Source organism: Bradyrhizobium centrosematis (assembly GCF_045571495.1).
Taxonomy (GTDB): domain Bacteria; phylum Pseudomonadota; class Alphaproteobacteria; order Rhizobiales; family Xanthobacteraceae; genus Bradyrhizobium; species Bradyrhizobium centrosematis.
Genome location: NZ_CP120703.1, coordinates 5,818,554 through 5,832,272, shown reverse-complemented (window position 1 = coordinate 5,832,272; position 13,719 = coordinate 5,818,554). Strand labels below are relative to the sequence as shown.

The window sequence follows — 13,719 nt, the reverse complement described above, 5'->3', positions numbered from 1 at the left end:
GGTGGTGGGCACGCTATCGCTTTGCCCACGCTACGGGACCCCGCCAGCCGCTAGTAATTGATCCTTAGCCCGACGCCGCCATGGATGGTGTTGCCGACCGGTTGCGGGCCCAGCGTGCCGTTGGCGAAGAGATCCACGATCCAGCCCTTCTGCACCCGAAATCCGAGCCGGCCGCCATATTCGAACCAGCCCTGGTTGCCCATGGTCGGCACCACCATGCCCTGGCCGGTCACGGTGGCGACAATGCCGCTATGGCCAGCAAACGACTGCACCCAGCCGCCATTGATGTTGGCCTCGATATTGCTGCCGTAGAGATGCGTCCACTGGCCGCCGATCTTGACGAGGCTGGTGCGGTCGGTGCCATCAGCGATGGCGGCGTCGAACGGATTGAAGGCCACCGCATTGTCGCTGTAACCGGACACGCGCTGCCAGAGCTGCCAGAGCTCGATCGACGCGGCCACCTCGTCGCGCGGTGACACGCGGCTGATCCAGCCGGCGCGGCCGTAGACCGCGTAGTTCGAGGCGTTGGTCGAGCTCGTCACGCTCACCCGGCCGAGGCTGGTGTCGTAGCTGCGGGTGTAGCGCGCCTTCTCCCAAGGCGTCAGGATCGTGCCGACGTCGAAGAACGGACGCGACGAGCCCCAGTCGGTGAAGTCATAACGCAGCGCGAAGGCGCCGATCGGCGCGCTGGTGATCTTGTAACCGCCCTCGTTGTATTGCGTGTAGGCGATGCCGGCGAGCAGCGACAGATTATTGGTGAGCTCCTTGCGGCCGTGAATGCCGGCCGAGAACGAGCCGGCCGAGCCGAACGCGCTGATGCAGTCGCTGCAATTGATCTGCTCGTTGACGCCGAGCAGCACCGTGCCCAGCACCCGGTTGGTGATCATCTGGTTGAAGCGCTGATTGGCGAGACCGCCGATCGAATTGCCGCTGGAATCCGCGCCGGTCGGCGTCGGGCTGGGCGAGGGCGAGGGATCGGGGCTCGGCGAAGGGGAGGGGTTGGGCGACGGAGAAGATGTCGGTGATGGTGACGGCGAATAGGTCGGCGTTGGCGACGGCGAATAGGTCGGATAGGGGGTCGGCTCGCCGCATTCGGTTTCGCAGGCGGCCTGGGCCGCTGCTCGACGAACATCGAGCGTGACAAAGGCAAGCGCAGCGGCCACGGCCAGCAGGCCCGTGAGGCAGAGCCGGAAAGTGACTTTCGCCATCGTCAGCGACCGCACAGCATGCCGTCATCATGGACGGCGGGCGTAATGGTTGGCGAGGCGTCGGCATACTGGTTCACCGCGCACAGACCGGCGCTTGCGGCGCAGTTGGCGGCGAAGGTCCAGGGCGGCGTGTTGGTCTTGGTGATGCTGACCTTGCCGCCGGTCGAGGTGATGACCGCGGTGTCGCCCGGCTGGGTCAGCTGCACGCATTGCAAGCTCTTCGTGCAGACGCTGGCCGCGCCGTCCTGAAGCACGACGACGGAGCGTCCGCGCTGCGAGAGGATATCGAGCGTGGTGCCGCGCACGCCGATGGTCGCGAGCGGCGTCGTGATCTTGTAGGCGGTCTTCTCCGAATGTCCGGTGACGAAACGAAATGCGCCTGTCGTCATGCGGATCGCGACGTCGCGATAGCTGTGCTCGTCGTTGAACACGGTGCGGTCGAGCTTCAGCGTGGCGCTGGGTCCGAGCGACAGATTGGTGCTGTCGGCCATCACGAAACGCGCCGCGCTGTCGGCGCCGGTGCGCACGGTCTCGTCGCGCAGCATGCTGTCGCCGACATTGATCGGCGTGGAGGTCGCGGCCACGCGCACAACTTCATTCTGGATCAACACGGCTTGGCCGACGCGCGTCTGCGCCATTGCGCAGGGCGCGCCGCAGAGTGCCGCCGACAACAGGGTGGGGAAAAGCAAGAAACGCAAATTCATTTCGCAACCGATCGATGTGTCCCTGATCGTACCGGATCGCGCATGCTTGCGATGTGGCGAAATTATCACAAGCGGCGCGGGACGTGCGTCATGCTTAGTGACAGTTGCGGCAGAATGCGTTCAATGAAAAACGAAGCTTCTATTTTTGTCCGCGGTGACGCAGATTTGCCACGCAAAACAGCCTCCCAGCAGCCGCTCGAATTGTCCGCGGTTCCGATGATGTCGCGAAGCGCAGTGATCGCTGTCGTGATTTTCCTGGTCGCGCATCTCGCGTTGCTGATCGGACTGGCGACGCCGGAGAAGTTCGTCTTCGACGAGGTGCACTACGTGCCTGCGGCGCGGCAGATGCTGGCGCCGGCGATGTCGCAGCCGATGCTCAATCCGATGCATCCGCCGCTGGCCAAGGAGCTGATCGCGGCCTCGATCGCGGCCTTCGGCGACAATGCGTTCGGCTGGCGCTACCCCGCGACACTGTTCGGCGCGTTGGCGATCGTCGCGATCTATCTGTGCGGCCTCGCGCTGTTCTCCGCACAAGGGCCCGCGGTCGCCGCGGCGCTGATCGCTGGCCTCAACCAGATGCTGTATGTGCAGGCGCGCATTGCCATGCTCGACATCTTTGCGCTCGGCCTCGGTCTGCTCGCGACCGCCGCTTTCATGCACGGTTTTCGAAGAGAGCGGCCGCACGCATTGTTCGCGCTCGCTGGCAGCCTGTTCGGCCTCGCTGCCGCCTGCAAATGGAGCGGCCTGTTTCCGCTCGGCGTCTGCATCGTCATCGTTGCGGTGATCCGCCTGATGCAGGGCTGGCGCACGCTGTTCGCCGACGCAAGGCCGCTCGACTGGTATCGGCCGGACCTCTGGCCGGGCTTGAGGCTGTATCATGTCGCGCTGTGCTTCGCGGTTCTGCCTGGGGTGGCCTATCTTGCCGCTTTCGTTCCGCTCTACGGAGTCTCGCTGCCTGACCTGATCGAGGCGCAGCGCCGGATCTTCGCCGACAACACCACGACTGCGATTGCCGGGCACACCTATATGAGTTCATGGCCGTCCTGGCCGCTGCTCGCGCGCCCGGTGTGGTTCCTGTTCGACAAGACCGCGGAGGACAACGTCTCCGCGGTCGTCTTCCTCGGCAATCCGCTGGTGTTGTGGCCGGCTCTGGTCGCGCTCGCCCTCGTGCTGCGCGATTTCGTCGTGGCGCGCCGCTGGGATGCGTTCCTGATCGCGGCGTTCTATTTCGGCCCCTGGCTCGCCTGGGCATTGCTGCCGCGCACGCTCGGTTTCATCTATTATTATCTGCCGGCCGCCACCGCAGCGTCGCTCGCACTGGTCTATGTGCTGCGCCGGGAGGGCCTGCCGCGCTGGCTGCTGTGGGCCTATGTCGGCGTTGCGGCGATCGGCTTTGCGCTCATGCTGCCGATCTCGGCGGCTTTCGTCGGCGTGTCGATGCAGACCTTTGGCCGGCTGATGCTGTTCCAGAGCTGGATATGACACCGCCGCCTGCCGGGCGCGCAGGCGGCGTGTTTGTGGTTGCGATCAGTTCGGCGTCACTTCGACACGGTCTTGGTGTCCATGTTCACGACCTGGACGCGTCGGTTGATCGGGTCGGCGCCGTTGGCGGTATCCTTCAGCTTGGTCTTGCCGTAGCCGACGGTAACCAGATCGGTGTCGTTGATGCCGTAGTTCTGCACCAGGTACTTCTTGATGGTGTCAGCGCGACGCTCGGAGAGCCCTTGATTGTACTCTTCGCCGCCGATCGCGTCGGTGTGGCCAGCGACCACGAAGGTCGAGCCCTTGAGCGCCGGATCGGACAGGGCCTTGCCGAGCGCCTGCACCGAGGGCACCGAGGTCTTGGCGATATCGGCCGAGTTGTAATCGAACTGGATCTCCAGATCGATCTTCGGCTTGGTCGCGGCGAGTTCGGCGATCTGCTCGCGCTCGCCCGTCGACAGCGACCGGGTCGCGCGGTTGCGCACCGTATTGAGGAACGCCGCTTCCTTGGCCTGCGCGGTGGTGTCGGCCTGCGGACTGACGGACAGGCCGCGGGTGGCCGGCTTCGGCTTCAATGCATCCAGGATCTGGCCGCTGGAGACGTTGTTGTCGCCGGCCAGAGCCAGGCCCGCCGTCATCGACAGCGCGGCGGAGAGAGTTATCGCCTTCAGTCCAAAGAACTTATCAAAACGGGTCATTGTCGTATCCTCGCTGTAACACCTGTTAGCGATTTGATGCTGCAAGCATAGGGCGGGTTCAAAGGCCCTGATGTGATCTTGGTCACGTCGCAAAGCCGACGCTGCGCGGCCCGGTCGTGAACAAGAAATCGGCAAGATGCGCGCCTAGCAGGGCATCTATCCCCCACCAACCGCAAAAGAAAGGAGCAGAGTTCCGTCCGGTGCCGAGGCCAAGCGACTATCAACGCGACTATCAGTTCTATCGCAGTGGCCCGCCGGATCGGACAGTGTCCCTGAGCTCAATGCCCATCTATATCGGTGCAGCCATGATCGCCGTGGCGATCCTGCTGTCGACGCTGATCGCGGGGCTGACCTCCCGCTATATCGGGCTGGAAGGGCCGACCGACGAGAATATGTGGCTGGTCGACCGCCTCACCGGCAACGTCTATCGCTGCCAGGCGGAGGGGCGCGGCAAGGCCTTGTGCGAGCCGGATGTTGCCACCGGAAGCCTCGGTGACCGGCCCAAGGGGCCGAAGGACGGCCACTGAGCCTCCCCTCATTGCATCGCAGCAAGAAAATTATCTTCTCCACGAAACGTCGGCGCGAGAGAATACGTAATTGCGAAGGCCGGCACGACGCCGGTTTCGTTTTACGGAGGAGACGTTTCGATGAAGACCTTGCTCACCGCCACTGCCTTTGTTGCGTTCGCGCTGTCGCTGTCGCCCGCATCCGCCGCGATGATGGCGTGCACCAAGGACAATATGATGAAGTCCGCCGCGATGATGGGCGGCACGCCCGACACGCCGGCCAAGATGGCGGCGAACAAGGAAATGGCCATGGCCAACGCCGACATGAGCAATGGCAAGATGAAGGGCGCCTGCATGCACTACATGAAGTCGCAGAAGGCCATGATGGCGAAGTAGTCCTCAGCCGCGTGATCAGGCCGCGTTGTCAGCAGATGGCAGTGCGGCCTTTTTCTTCTTCGGTACTGCTCAGGTTCTTTCTCCCGGCGCGAATCTCGCTACATTCCTCCTCGCAATGTCTCGCGCGCCCAAACCACTCCCGCTCACCACGACACAGGCCCGGCAGATCTGGTTGCATGCCCAGCGGCTGGATCAGCGCGCCCCGTTCGGCGCGGGAGCGCGGGCCGTGGCGGATGCGGTCGCTCATCTCGGCTATGTGCAGATCGACACCATCAATGTCATCGAGCGCTGCCATCACCACATCCTGTTCAGCCGCATCCCGTCCTACCGCCGCGCCGACCTGCGCCAGGCCCAGAGCGTTGACAAAAGCGTGTTCGAATACTGGACCCATGCGCTGTCCTACGTGCCGACGCGCGACTTCCGCTTGTTCCTGCCGGCGATGCGCGCGCATGGGCGCGAGGGGCACAAATGGTTCGCCTCGGTGAAGCCTGCCGACACGCGCAAGGTGATGCGGTTGCTGCGTGCCGGTCCGCTGACGATCCGCGACATCGAGGATGACGTGCTCGTCGAGAAGGAACATCTGTGGCAGAGCCGCAAGCCTTCGAAGCGGGCGCTGCAGCTCGCCTTCTATACCGGCGCCGTGACCATCAGCGAGCGGCAGGGCATGCTCAAGACCTATGAGCTGATGACGCGCCATTTCGGTTGGGACAAGCTGCCGAGGCCTGCCACGGCTCGGGAGATCACGGCCTATCTGCTCGATCGCGCAGTGCGGTCGCAGGGTCTCGTGAGCCTCGATTCCATCTGCCATCTCGACGCGCCGCGCAAGAAGGCGGTGGCCGGCCTGATCGCTTCTCGCGTTCGCCGCGGCGAGCTCGTGCCTGTCGCGATCGACGGCGCCGGCAAGCAGGAGCATTGGACGACGCCGGCCGCGCTCGAGGCGAACGGTGAGGCGGTCCCGCCCGATCTCGTCCACATCCTCTCGCCTTTCGACCCTCTCATCATCCAGCGCAAGCGCACTAACCTCATCTTCGGCTACAATCATCTGTTCGAAGCCTATGTGCCGAAGGCCAAGCGCAAGTTCGGCTATTTTGCGCTGCCCGTGCTGGTCGGCGACGAGATCGTCGCCGCGCTCGATCTGAAGACCGACCGGCAGGCGAAGAAGCTGTTGATGCAGAAATGGACCTGGGTCGGGCAGGGCAAGAAGACTGCGGGCCGCAAGGACCTCAAGCGTGCGATCGAGGAAGAGCTCGATCGCTTCGAGCAGTTTCAATTGGCGGAGTAAGACAAGGCGTCGGTCCCGCAGGGGGGACAAAGCGAAGCGTGCCCACCATAAGCAGATGGTGGGCACGGCGCTAACGTGCCCTTGCCCGCCTTACGAGACCGCGCTCCGCGGTCAGACCGTCGATCCAGACGCCGAACACGATCCCGATCGCGTAAGCCATCAGATTCCACGGCGAGAAGATGCGCCCGAGCAGCAGCGCGCCGGCGGTGGTCAGCCGGAATGCATCGAGCCATGGTGCGTGGACCAGGCGGGAGAATTCTACGACGACGGCGATGACCGCCGCGACGGCTGCAATCTGCGTCGGTGTGAGCCGCGGCAGCACGGCTCCGACCAGCAGAAACACCATCGTGGCCCACAACAGCGAGCCGCCATACTTGACCACGAAAGCCGGGAGGCCGAGCGGAAAGCCATACCAGCGCAGGGACAGCCCGCAGGTAATCACGACCAGCGAGAGGGCGGCGCGGGTCAGCGATGTCCGCAGCGGTGCAATCGAGTTGACTGCTTGCGTCCCGTGCATTGCTCGCTCCATTGACTCTTTGCCCGCGATGCTCAAAACCGCCACTCAGCCCTAAAAAACAACAACCCCGGGGGAAGCCATGAGCCAGACCACCACCTATGCCGGTTCCGCCGGCGGCGCGAGGAACGCCAAGAGCGACATCGAAACGTCAACGATCCGTGCCATCTCCTGGCGCCTGATCCCCTTCCTGGTGCTGGCCTACTTCTTCTCCTATCTCGACCGCGTCAATCTCGGCTTTGCCGCGCTGACCATGAACGCGGAGCTGAAGTTCACCCCGCTGATCTTCTCCTGGGGCGCCGGCATCTTCTTCATCGGCTATTTCATTTTCGAGGTGCCGAGCAATCTCGCGCTGGAGAAGTTCGGCGCCAGCCGCTGGATTGCCCGCATCATGGTGACCTGGGGCGTCATCTCGGCGCTGATGGCGATGGTCAGCGGCGTCACCAGCTTCTACGTCCTGCGCTTCCTGCTCGGGGTCGCCGAGGCCGGTTTTTTCCCCGGCATCATCCTCTATCTCACCTACTGGTACCCGGCCGAATATCGCGCCCGCTTCCTTGCGGCCTTCGCCATTGCGGTGCCGGTCTCGACCGTGATCGGCGCGCCGATCTCGGGCCTGCTGCTCGGGCTCGACGGCTTGATGGGGCTGAAGGGCTGGCAGTGGCTGTTCATCATCGAGGGCATCCCCTCGGTGCTGCTCGGCATCGTCACCTGGTTCTACCTCACCGACAAACCGGAGAAGGCGGACTGGCTCTCGGCCGAGCAGAAGGCATGGCTCAAGGCGAAGCTCGATTCGGAGATCGCGGCCAAGCAGGCGGTGAAGCATGTCTCGCTTGGCGAGGCGCTGTCCTCGCCCAAGGTGATTGCGCTCAGCCTGATCTATTTCGGCTTCGTCGGCGCGCTCTATGGCATGCAGTTCTGGCTGCCGCAGATCGTCAAGGCGTTCGGCCTCACCAACGCCCAGACCGGCTTCGTCACGGCGATCCCGTATCTGTTCGGCACCATCGCCATGATCCTGTGGGCGCGGCACTCCGATGCGACGCGCGAGCGCGTGATGCATGTCGGCGCGCCGCTGCTGCTCACCGCCGTCGCGCTCGGCGTCTCCTCCTATCTCACCGATCCCGCCATGACGATGGTGGTGCTGACGGTCGCGGCGATCGGCGTGTTCTGCTGCTTCGGCGTGTTCTGGACGCTGCCGACCGCCTGGCTCTCCGGCACCGCGGCCGCCGGCGCCATCGCGCTGATCAACTCGATCGGTAACCTCGCCGGTTTCGGCGGGCCTTATCTGATCGGCTGGGTCAAGGAAGCCACGGGCCAGACCTCGACCGGTCTACTGGTGCTCGCGGTGCTGCCGCTGCTGGCCGGCATCCTGGTGTTCGTCGGCGGCCACGACAGCAAGCACGAGTTCGCTGACCAGGGGCGGTAGGAATTGGCTGCTATTCCGGGGTGGCCTTTCTGGACCATCCCGGAAGGACGATGCTGCTGTTGCATAAGGGCTGCTAATCTGCGCCACGGGCTTTTTGTGAACCGGCTAGTCCGAGAAACACCAGCAAGGCGCGATTGAGGCGTAAGAGATCCTCGTCATCGAGCCGCCCGATCGACGTCCCCATCTTGGATTTCGGCACTGTGGTGATCTTGTCGACCATCAGGCGGCATGCCAGCCGGAGGCCATTACGATCGTTCGGTTCAAGCAGCAGGCGGAAGATCGGCGCCTCCGTTTCGGATGTTGTTATTGGGCAAACCGTGATCGACTCTGTTGCGTCGAAATCGTCGTCCTGCACGATGACAACCGGACGTGGTTTCCCTGCATAGTCCTTTCCGCCGGCTGCTGTCCAAACTTCGCCTCTGCGCATTGCTCGATGAACCGCCATCTTGGGCGTGCTCCGTTGCTGGACGTCCGTCCGCGCGTGGACGGGTTTATTGGGGGCGAGTTTTGGACAAAGCTTCCTGCGAAAATGTTGGTACCTGAGACCCTGCCGACTGGATTCTGGGATCTGTCTACAGGTCATTCCGGTTCGCCAGGCCAATCGGATATCGCATCAACGAAGGCCTGATCCTCTTGCTCGTGGGGGCTGGTCGCGACCGCCAGTGACTGGCGGTGCGCCTCCGCCTTGAAGGACGCTGAACGGACATCTGGAACCCAGATCTGGATCGGACGCAGTCCCTGAGCGCGCAGTCGCTCTCGATGCTCGCGAACCTTCGCTCGAGATGACTTTGGCTTAGACGAGGACGGCATGGATTTCCCTCCCATCGGTTACATGTAACCATATCAAGATAGGAGAGCTCTGCCAATCCGGTATGAGCCTCACCCCCTCTTAACGATCACGCTTTCCTGATGACTGACGATTATTGACTTTTATCAGTGATTATTCGACATTCCTCTCATCCGAGATGCAGGAGTGCCCTTCGATGTTCGTCCGGTCGGTTTTGTCGAGCTATTCCAGGCTGTTGGCAGGTGTGTCGCTGGCCCTGATGGCCGTGAGCCTGGCTGGGTGCAACGATACCGTCGCTGAAAAGGCCGAGCCGCCGCGGCCGGTTCTGGTCGCGACCGCGCATTATGATGCCGAGACCCCGGAGCGTAGCTTCGTCGGCACCATCAGGCCCCGGATCGAGAGCGACCTCGGCTTTCGCGTCGCCGGCAAGGTCGCCAAGCGGCTCGTGGAAGTCGGCCAGACCGTCGACATCGGCCAGCCGCTCGCCACCCTCGACGAGGTCGACTTGAAGCTCCAGGCCGAGCAGGCCGTTGCCGAGCAGACCGCCGCAACCGGCGTGCTGGCCCAGGCCGCCGCCGCCGAGCAGCGCGCCAAGGACCTCAAGGCCAAGGGCTGGACCACGGACGCCCAGCTCGACCAGAGCCGCGCCGCCGCCGATGAAGCCCGCGCCCGCCTGAACCGGGCCGAGCGCTCGGTCGAGCTGACCAAGAATTCCCTTTCCTACGCGACGCTCGTTGCCGACGCCCGCGGCGTCGTCACCGCAACGCTGATCGAGCCCGGCCAGGTGGTTGCCGCGGGCCAGGCTTCGATCCGTGTCGCCCGCTTTGCCGAGAAGGAAGCGGTCGTCGCGATCCCTGAGACGCTGGTTGGACGCGCCAAGTCGGGCGTCGCCAGCGTCACTCTTTGGTCCGAGCCGGACAGGAAATACACGGCCAAGCTGCGCGAGATCGCGCCGGCGGCGGATCCCGCCACGCGCACCTATCTCGCAAAGTTCTCGCTGCCCGAGGCCGACGACAAGGTCGCGCTCGGCATGACCGCGACGCTGACGCTGTCGGATGCCGCGACCGAGCGCGTCGCGCGGCTGCCGCTGTCGGCGCTGTTCAACGAAGGCGGCAAGCCGTCCTTCTACGTCGTCGACGACAACGGTGCGCTCACGCTGAAGCCGGTGGCGGTGAAGTCCTACGAAAGCAACGACGTCGTCATCACCGGCGGCGTGGAGGAGGGCGCCAAGATCGTCGCCCTCGGCGTGCAGAAGCTCGATCCCGGCCAGCGGGTGCGGGTCGTGTCGTCACTGAGTTTTTAGCTTGGTCATTCCGGGGCGCGAAGCGAACCCGGAATCTCGAGGTTCCGGGTTCGCCTTCCGGGCGCCCCGGAATGACGAGGAAATTGAGTTACGTCGTGTGAGGTGAGTTTCGGCCCTTGTCCCTAAGCAAAGGCTGAAGCGGCGAAGCGATCCAGAACCTGCCCAGCCCCCTGGATTGCTTCGCTGCCTCGCGACGACGGTGTGAACAGAGCGGCTGTCGTTGTTTGCAACTGGATCGTCCTTCGGAGAGTGCGATGAAGCGCTTCAACCTTTCGGCCTGGGCCGTCAGCCATCCGACGCTGGTGCTCTTCCTGATGATCGTGCTCGGCGTCGCCGGCTTCTTCTCCTATGAGAAGCTCGGCCGCGCCGAGGATCCGTTCTTCACGGTGAAGGTGGTCAACGTCTCGGTGATCTGGCCGGGCGCGACCGCGCAGGAGATGCAGACGCAGGTCGCCGATCCCATCGAGAAGAAGATCCAGGAGCTGCCCTATTTCGAGAAGGTGCAGACCTACTCCAAGCCTGCTTTCACCGCGCTCCAGGTCACCTTCCGCGACAACACGCCGCCGAAGGACGTGCCCTATCTCTTCTACCTGCTGCGCAAGAAGCTGGTCGACGTGCAAGGCCAGCTGCCGTCCGGCATTCTCGGGCCCATCGTCAACGACGAGTTCTCCGACGTCGATTCCATCCTCTACATGATGACGGGCGACGGCGCCGACTATGCCCAGCTCAAGAAGGTTTCCGAAGGCTTCCGTCAGCGCCTGCTGAAGGTGCCCGGCGTCACCAAGGTCGACGTCTACGGCAATCAGGACGAGCGCATCTTCGTCGAGTTCAGCCACGCCAAGCTCGCCACCCTCGGCATCACGCCGCAGGCGCTGTTCGATTCGCTCGCCAAGCAGAACAACGTGACGCCGGCCGGCACGGTCGAGACCTCCTCGCAGCGCGTGCCGCTGCGCGTCACCGGCGCGCTCGATGGCGCCAAGGCGGTGGCCGAAACGCCAGTCGAGAGCAACGGCCGCGTGTTCCGTCTCGGGGATATCGCCACCGTCACCCACGGCTATGTCGATCCGCCGAGCTTCGTCGTCCGCCAGGAAGGCAAGGCCGCGATCGGCATCGGCGTCGTCACCGCCAAGGGCGCCAACATCCTCGAGCTCGGCAAGGAGGTCGAGAAGGCCACCGCTGATTTCATGAAGGCGGTGCCGCAGGGCATCGACGTCAAGCTGATCGCCGACCAGCCCAAGGTGGTCGAGCATGCCGTCGGCGAGTTCGTGCACTCCTTCATGGAAGCGCTCGTCATCGTGCTGTTCGTCTCGTTCCTGGCGCTCGGCTGGCGCACCGGCATCGTGGTCGCGCTGTCGGTGCCCTTGGTGCTCGGCATCGTCTTCATCGTCATGAACACGATGTCGCTCGACCTGCATCGCATCACGCTCGGCGCGCTGATCATCGCGCTCGGCCTGCTTGTCGACGACGCCATCATCGCGGTCGAGATGATGGTGGTGAAGATGGAGCAGGGCTGGGATCGCATGCGTGCCGCGTCCTTTGCCTGGGAATCGACTGCGTTTCCGATGCTCACGGGAACGCTGGTCACGGCCGCTGGCTTCCTCCCCATCGGCTTTGCCAATTCCGCGGTCGGCGAATATGCCGGCAGCATCTTCTGGATCGTGGCGATCGCGCTGGTCGCGTCCTGGTTCGTGGCGGTGATCTTCACGCCCTATATCGGCGTCAAGCTGCTGCCGGAGATGAAGGCGCATCACAATCACGACCCGCACGCGGTCTACGAGACCCGCATGTACCGGGGCCTGCGCGCCATCGTACAATGGTGCGTCAGCCACCGCATCACCGTGGTGGCGGCGACCGTCGGCGTCTTCGTCGCCTCGATCGTCGGCTTCGGCCATGTCCAGCAGCAGTTCTTCCCGCTGTCGGAGCGGCCCGAGCTGTTCCTCCAGCTCCGCCTGCCGGAGGGCACCGCCTTCAACGTCACCGAGAAGGCGGTGAAGAAGGCCGAGACGCTGCTCAAGGACGACAAGGACATCGAGACCTATACGTCCTATGTCGGCCAGGGCTCGCCCCGCTTCTGGCTCGGCCTCAATCCGCAGCTGCCGAACGAGGCCTTCGCCGAGATCGTCATCGTTGCCAAGGGTGTCGAGGCGCGCGAGCGCATCAAGGCCAAGATCGAGAACGCGGCTGCGGAGGGCTTCCTGTCCGAGGCGCGCGTGCGCGTCGACCGCTTCAATTTCGGTCCCCCCGTCGGCTTCCCCGTCCAGTTCCGCGTGATCGGCCCCGACGCCAACAAGGTGCGCGAGATCGCCTACCAGGTCCGCGACGTCATGCGGCAGAACAAGAGCGTCAAGGACGTCCAGCTCGACTGGAACGAGCAGTCGCCTTACCTGAAGCTCGTCGTCGACCAGGACCGCGCCCGCGCCATGGGCCTGACCCCGCAGGATGTCTCGCAGGCGCTCGCGATGCTGATCTCCGGCTCGCAGGTCACCACCGTGCGCGACGGCATCGAGAAGGTCGGCGTGGTCGCCCGTGCGATCCCGTCCGAGCGCCTCGACCTCGGCGGCGTCGGCGATCTCACCATCACCTCGCGCAATGGCGTCGCCGTGCCGCTGCAGCAGATCGCCAAGATCGAGTACGCCCACGAGGAGCCGATCATGTGGCGGCGCAACCGCGACATGGCGATCACCGTGCGCTCCGACGTCGTCGACGGCGTGCAGGCGCCTGATGTCACCAACCAGATCGCGCCGAAGCTGAAGCCGATCAAGGATCACCTCGAGCCGGCCTACCGCATCGAGGCGGGCGGCGCGTTCGAGGAATCCGCCAAGGGCAATGCCTCGATCTTCATCCTCTTCCCGGTGATGGTCATGGTGATGCTGACGCTGCTGATGATCCAGCTGCAGAGCTTCTCGCGCCTCATCCTGGTGTTCCTGACCGCGCCGCTCGGCATCGTCGGTGCCTCGCTCGGGCTCAACGTCGCCAATGCCCCGTTCGGCTTCGTGGCGCTGCTCGGGCTGATTGCGCTCGCCGGCATGATCATGCGCAACACGGTGATCCTGGTCGACCAGATCGAGACCGACGTCTCCCACGGCCTGACCCGCCGCGAGGCGATCGTGGAAGCCACCGTCCGTCGCGCCCGTCCGGTGGTGCTGACGGCGCTGGCCGCCATCCTCGCCATGATCCCGCTGTCGCGCTCGGCCTTCTGGGGCCCGATGGCGATCACCATCATGGGCGGCCTGTTCGTCGCGACCTTCCTGACGCTGCTGTATCTGCCGGGCCTCTACGCCCTGTGGTTCAGGAAGAGCCTGGACGAGGCGGGTACGCCGGAACAGCCTGCCGCGCCGCAGCATGGGAGCGATGACCAGCACGCAATTCCGCTTGCTGAAGCGGCTGAATAAATGAGAAGACTACCGACGAACGAG

The 13,719-nt window shown here is 64.2% G+C and carries 14 protein-coding genes; 7 read left to right on the top strand and 7 right to left on the bottom strand.

Features of this window, described 5'->3' with window-relative positions:
* Positions 1 to 50: 50 nt before the first annotated feature.
* Both P6U31_RS27875 and P6U31_RS27870 read right to left on the bottom strand, forming a co-directional pair.
* A complete protein-coding gene (locus P6U31_RS27875; RefSeq protein WP_407184941.1) occupies positions 51 to 1,208 on the bottom strand; it encodes a hypothetical protein in 1,158 nt (385 codons plus the stop codon).
* A 2-nt stretch (positions 1,209 to 1,210) separates the two neighbouring features.
* Complete coding sequence (locus P6U31_RS27870) at positions 1,211 to 1,912, bottom strand: FecR domain-containing protein (RefSeq protein ID WP_407184940.1); 702 nt, start codon at positions 1,910 to 1,912, stop codon at positions 1,211 to 1,213.
* Between the two features lie 51 nt (positions 1,913 to 1,963).
* Between P6U31_RS27870 and P6U31_RS27865 the strand changes: the two genes are divergently transcribed.
* Positions 1,964 to 3,394, top strand: a complete 1,431-nt coding sequence (locus P6U31_RS27865; RefSeq protein ID WP_407189961.1) for a phospholipid carrier-dependent glycosyltransferase — start codon at positions 1,964 to 1,966, stop codon at positions 3,392 to 3,394.
* Between the two features lie 56 nt (positions 3,395 to 3,450).
* Here the strand turns inward: P6U31_RS27865 and P6U31_RS27860 are convergent, their stop codons facing one another.
* Positions 3,451 to 4,092, bottom strand: a complete 642-nt coding sequence (locus P6U31_RS27860) for an OmpA family protein (protein ID WP_407184939.1) — start codon at positions 4,090 to 4,092, stop codon at positions 3,451 to 3,453.
* Positions 4,093 to 4,373: 281 nt separating this feature from the next.
* Here P6U31_RS27860 and P6U31_RS27855 point away from each other — a divergent pair, with 281 nt between their 5' ends.
* Together P6U31_RS27855 and P6U31_RS27850 are read left to right on the top strand one after the other, a co-directional pair.
* The gene (locus tag P6U31_RS27855; protein WP_407189960.1) at positions 4,374 to 4,619 is read left to right on the top strand and encodes a hypothetical protein; all 246 of its coding nucleotides are present in this window, start codon (positions 4,374 to 4,376) and stop codon (positions 4,617 to 4,619) included.
* 120 nt (positions 4,620 to 4,739) lie between these two features.
* Positions 4,740 to 4,994: a hypothetical protein gene (locus P6U31_RS27850; RefSeq protein ID WP_407184938.1), complete on the top strand. Its 255-nt coding sequence runs from the start codon at positions 4,740 to 4,742 to the stop codon at positions 4,992 to 4,994.
* A gap of 28 nt (positions 4,995 to 5,022) precedes the next feature.
* Here P6U31_RS27850 and P6U31_RS27845 read toward each other — a convergent pair whose 3' ends face one another.
* A complete protein-coding gene (locus tag P6U31_RS27845) occupies positions 5,023 to 5,241 on the bottom strand; it encodes a hypothetical protein (protein ID WP_407184937.1) in 219 nt (72 codons plus the stop codon).
* Between P6U31_RS27845 and P6U31_RS27840 the strand changes: the two genes are divergently transcribed.
* Entirely contained in the window at positions 5,221 to 6,276 is a 1,056-nt protein-coding gene (locus tag P6U31_RS27840; protein WP_407184936.1) for a winged helix-turn-helix domain-containing protein, read from the top strand. The two genes, P6U31_RS27845 and P6U31_RS27840, sit on opposite strands and share 21 nt — an antisense overlap.
* A 70-nt stretch (positions 6,277 to 6,346) precedes the next feature.
* Here the strand turns inward: P6U31_RS27840 and P6U31_RS27835 are convergent, their stop codons facing one another.
* Positions 6,347 to 6,793 carry a DUF2809 domain-containing protein gene (locus P6U31_RS27835; protein WP_407184935.1) on the bottom strand — a complete coding sequence of 149 codons (447 nt, stop codon included), beginning with the start codon at positions 6,791 to 6,793 and terminating at the stop codon, positions 6,347 to 6,349.
* Between the two features lie 79 nt (positions 6,794 to 6,872).
* Here P6U31_RS27835 and P6U31_RS27830 point away from each other — a divergent pair, with 79 nt between their 5' ends.
* On the top strand, positions 6,873 to 8,213 hold the full coding sequence (locus P6U31_RS27830) for an MFS transporter (RefSeq protein WP_407184934.1): 1,341 nt from the start codon (positions 6,873 to 6,875) through the stop codon (positions 8,211 to 8,213).
* 73 nt (positions 8,214 to 8,286) lie between these two features.
* On the opposite strand, the gene P6U31_RS27825 is transcribed toward P6U31_RS27830, so the two are convergent.
* Both P6U31_RS27825 and P6U31_RS27820 read right to left on the bottom strand, forming a co-directional pair.
* Positions 8,287 to 8,658 (bottom strand): type II toxin-antitoxin system PemK/MazF family toxin, encoded by a 372-nt coding sequence (locus P6U31_RS27825; protein WP_407184933.1) that lies wholly within the window; start codon positions 8,656 to 8,658, stop codon positions 8,287 to 8,289.
* Positions 8,659 to 8,792: 134 nt separating this feature from the next.
* A complete protein-coding gene (locus P6U31_RS27820; RefSeq protein WP_128916572.1) occupies positions 8,793 to 9,023 on the bottom strand; it encodes an antitoxin MazE family protein in 231 nt (76 codons plus the stop codon).
* A gap of 173 nt (positions 9,024 to 9,196) precedes the next feature.
* Here P6U31_RS27820 and P6U31_RS27815 point away from each other — a divergent pair, with 173 nt between their 5' ends.
* Together P6U31_RS27815 and P6U31_RS27810 are read left to right on the top strand one after the other, a co-directional pair.
* Positions 9,197 to 10,303 (top strand): efflux RND transporter periplasmic adaptor subunit, encoded by a 1,107-nt coding sequence (locus P6U31_RS27815; RefSeq protein ID WP_407184932.1) that lies wholly within the window; start codon positions 9,197 to 9,199, stop codon positions 10,301 to 10,303.
* Positions 10,304 to 10,557: 254 nt separating this feature from the next.
* Positions 10,558 to 13,695, top strand: coding sequence for an efflux RND transporter permease subunit (locus P6U31_RS27810; protein ID WP_407184931.1), 3,138 nt, complete (start codon positions 10,558 to 10,560; stop codon positions 13,693 to 13,695).
* The last annotated feature ends 24 nt before the right edge of the window (positions 13,696 to 13,719 follow it).